The sequence below is a fragment of the Dietzia sp. B19 genome (assembly GCF_014145155.1).
Classification (GTDB): Bacteria; Actinomycetota; Actinomycetes; order Mycobacteriales; family Mycobacteriaceae; genus Dietzia; species Dietzia natronolimnaea.
Genome location: NZ_JAALED010000206.1, coordinates 6,339 through 9,388 on the forward strand (window position 1 = coordinate 6,339; position 3,050 = coordinate 9,388).

The 3,050-nt window shown below is 68.9% G+C and carries 4 protein-coding genes; 3 read left to right on the forward strand and 1 reads right to left on the reverse strand.

The genetic code is table 11. The features are described from left to right. Window positions 1–664 (reverse strand): DUF2332 family protein (locus G6020_RS06915; RefSeq protein WP_182610115.1); only part of this gene is annotated, 664 nt, incomplete at its 3' end. 120 nt (window positions 665–784) lie between these two features. On the opposite strand from G6020_RS06915, the gene G6020_RS06920 reads away from it, so the two are divergent. The 3 genes from G6020_RS06920 to G6020_RS06930 all read left to right on the forward strand — a co-directional run. Continuing rightward, window positions 785–1,855 carry a glutathione S-transferase C-terminal domain-containing protein gene (locus G6020_RS06920; protein ID WP_182610116.1) on the forward strand — a complete coding sequence of 357 codons (1,071 nt, stop codon included), beginning with the start codon at window positions 785–787 and terminating at the stop codon, window positions 1,853–1,855. Window positions 1,856–1,885: 30 nt separating this feature from the next. Then, the gene (locus G6020_RS06925) at window positions 1,886–2,452 is read left to right on the forward strand and encodes a GtrA family protein (RefSeq protein WP_259844393.1); all 567 of its coding nucleotides are present in this window, start codon (window positions 1,886–1,888) and stop codon (window positions 2,450–2,452) included. Window positions 2,453–2,462: 10 nt separating this feature from the next. After that, window positions 2,463–3,050: TRIC cation channel family protein (locus G6020_RS06930; protein ID WP_182610117.1), on the forward strand; the 588-nt coding region annotated here is incomplete at its 3' end.

The following is a 3,050-nucleotide window of genomic DNA, read 5'->3' on the forward strand; positions in this document are numbered from 1 at the left end:
GGCGGGGCACGCGCTCGGACTGCTGCCCGGGCCAGATCAGGCTGCGTAGCCAGGCCCGCGAGTCGGCGTGGGCGGGGTCGATCGGGGAGAGGTCCACCCCGCCTCGGTGGACGACGTCGGGCAGGGACTGCGGGCGGGGGACGCCGTCGCGCAGGGCGCAGTCGAGGACCGGGATGTCGGCGGCGGAGGCGGCCGTGTCCGATCCCACCGGTCGCAGCTCGTGGGTGGAGCCGCCGTCGAGCGCGTACCGGTAGGCGTACCGGTCCGGGTACAGGCACAGACCGGCGGAGGCTCCCATCTCCACGAGCGAGAGCGGGCCCGGGAGCAGCGAGAGGAACGGCAGGAGTACCGCGCACCGCTTGGCCTCGTTGGTCTGCGTGGAGTGGGTGAGGGCGATCTGTTCGATCCGCGTCCAGTGGGCGTGGACGAACTCCCGGAACGCCGGGTAGTCCTCGGTCTCGGGCGCGCCGGCGTGCCGGGCGGAGGCGAAGACGAGTGCGGGCTGTCTCTTGATCCGGGGCAGTCTCCCGATGAGTTCGCACGTCGCGGGGTCCCCGGCGATCCCCCGGGCCCATGCCAGGTAGACAGGGGTGCGGCCGCGGACCTCGAATTCGGCGAACTCGGCGTAGCGGGTGGGAACGTCGTCGACGTGCGCGGAGTCCATGCGGCCAGCGTGGCACACCGGGCGCCCCGGATCACCCGGATGTGCTGGCGCGGTGGCGGGGGACCGGGTATGTTGGTGATGCATCAACCACTGGCCGCGACGACGACCGTAGGAGACCCCATGGCAGACGACACCGAGTTCATCGCAGCCAAGAACGCCTCGGAGGACGGGGAGTTCGTCCGCGACGCCACCTACATCAACGATCGGGTCGTGGCGGATCTCCCGGCGGGATCGGACCCGGTGGGCGAGAAGATCGGCGAGATGCGGTGGCCCGTCGAGGCCGGACGGTACCGCCTGATGGCGGCCCGTGCGTGCCCCTGGGCCAGCCGCTCGATCATCGTCCGCCGTCTGATGGGTCTGGAGGGCGCCATCTCCATAGGTCTGGCGGGCCCGACCCACGACGTCAACTCCTGGGTCTTCGACCTCGACCCCGACGGCAAGGACCCGGTCACGGGCATGCACCGGCTCCAGGAGGCCTACTTCAACCGGATTCCCGACTACCCGCGGGGCATCACCGTCCCGGCCCTCGTCGACCTGCCCACCAGGTCGGTGGTGACCAACGCGTACCAGAAGCTCAACTTCGATCTGCTCACGGAATGGTCGGCCTTCCACCGTGACGGCGCCCCGGACCTGTACCCCGACGAGCACCGCGACGAGATCGACGAACTGGACTCGTGGATCTACCCGACCGTGAACAACGGCGTGTACCGCAGCGGTTTCGCGGCCGAGCAGGGCGCCTACGAACAGGCCTACGACGAGCTCTGGGCCTCGCTGGACCGGCTCGAGGAGCGGTTGACCACCCGTCGGTACCTCGCCGGTGACACGATCACCGTCGCGGACATCCGGCTGTTCACCACTCTGGTGCGTTTCGACGCGGTCTACCACGGCCACTTCAAGGCCAACCGCAACAAGATCACCGAGATGCCGGCCCTGTGGGGCTACCTGCGCGACCTGTTCCAGACGCCCGGCTTCGGTGACACCTGCGACTTCCCGCAGATCAAGGAGCACTACTACAACGTCCACCGCGACGTGAACCCCACCGGAATCGTGCCCAAGGGGCCGGACCTCGCGGGCCTCCTCTCCCCGCATCACCGCGAGGAGTTGGGTGGCCGCCCGTTCGGCGCCGGCACCGCCCCGGGTCCGATCGAGGACCCGTCCGAACGGGTCCCGGAGGGGCACGGAGCAGGCTAGTCCGGGTCCGTGGGCCTAGACTGGCTCGCTGTGAACCCGGCCCCGTCCGAACTCGGTCGCTATCGACGAAGCGCCCGTCAGTTTCTCATGTTCGGGATCGTCGGCGGGTCCGGGATGGTCGTCAACATGATCGTCACGGTTCTGATGAACAGGGCCAACGGCGGGACCCAGAACGCCCAGGACATCCTGTTCCCGTTCTCCGGCACGGAGTACAACTTCCGCTTCACCACGCTGGTGTGGATCGTGGCGTTCCTGGTGGCCAATGTCTACAACTTCATGCTCAACCGGCACTGGACCTTCGGTAAGGGACACAAGGCGCCGGTCATGCAGGAGTTCTGGCCGTTCCTGCTGGTGGGATCGGTGGCTGCGGCCGCGGGGATCTTCATCAAGCTGGCCTTCACCAACCCCACCTCCCCGCTCTACCTGCCCGAACCGTGGTGGCACGAGGACGCGGGGATCCACTCCCGGGAGTACTGGAGTCAGCTGTTGACGATCCTCATCACGATGCCGATCAACTTCGTCGTCAACAAGCTCTGGACGTTCCGCTCCGTCCGTCGCCGTCACCACGCCCGCTCCACCGCGGACGCGGTGGTCTAGGAAGTCGGTCGTGGAGTCCTCGCCACTCGTCCTGTGGTTCGACCTGATGGGCGTGTTCTTCTTCGCGTTGTCCGGGAACCTGTTGGCGGCGCGGAAGGACATCGACATCACCGGTGGTCTGGTGCTGGGGCTGCTCGCCGGCCTGGGCGGCGGCATCATCCGCGACGTCCTGCTGGGCGTCACGCCGCTCGCGCTGTCGCAGCCGGTCTACCTGGTCCCCCCGGTGGTCGCAGCGATCGTGGTGTACCTGCTCGGCTCGCTCATCCACCGGGTGCGGACGCTGATCGTGACGTTCGACGCCGCCGGTCTCGGGCTGTTCTGCACCTTCGGCACGGCCCGGGCGCTGGACCACGGGATGCCGATCGCGTCGGCGCTGCTGCTCGGCGTGGTCACCGCAGTGGGCGGCGGTCTCCTGCGCGACGTGGTGGCCAACGAGATCCCGGCGGTGTTCAGCGGCTCGAACCTGTACGTCATCCCGGCGGCGACGGGGGCCGCCCTGACGGCCGTCGCGGTGGGGACCGACACCTGGGGGCCGGTCGCCGCGACCGTCCTGTCGGCGCTGGTGTTCGCCTTCCGGATGGTGGCATGGCGCCGCGAG

Excerpts from the sequence above, each read along its gene's own strand:
- G6020_RS06920 (WP_182610116.1), top strand. The coding sequence starts at position 785 with ATGGCAGACGACACCGAGTTCATCGCAGCCAAGAACGCCTCGGAGGAC.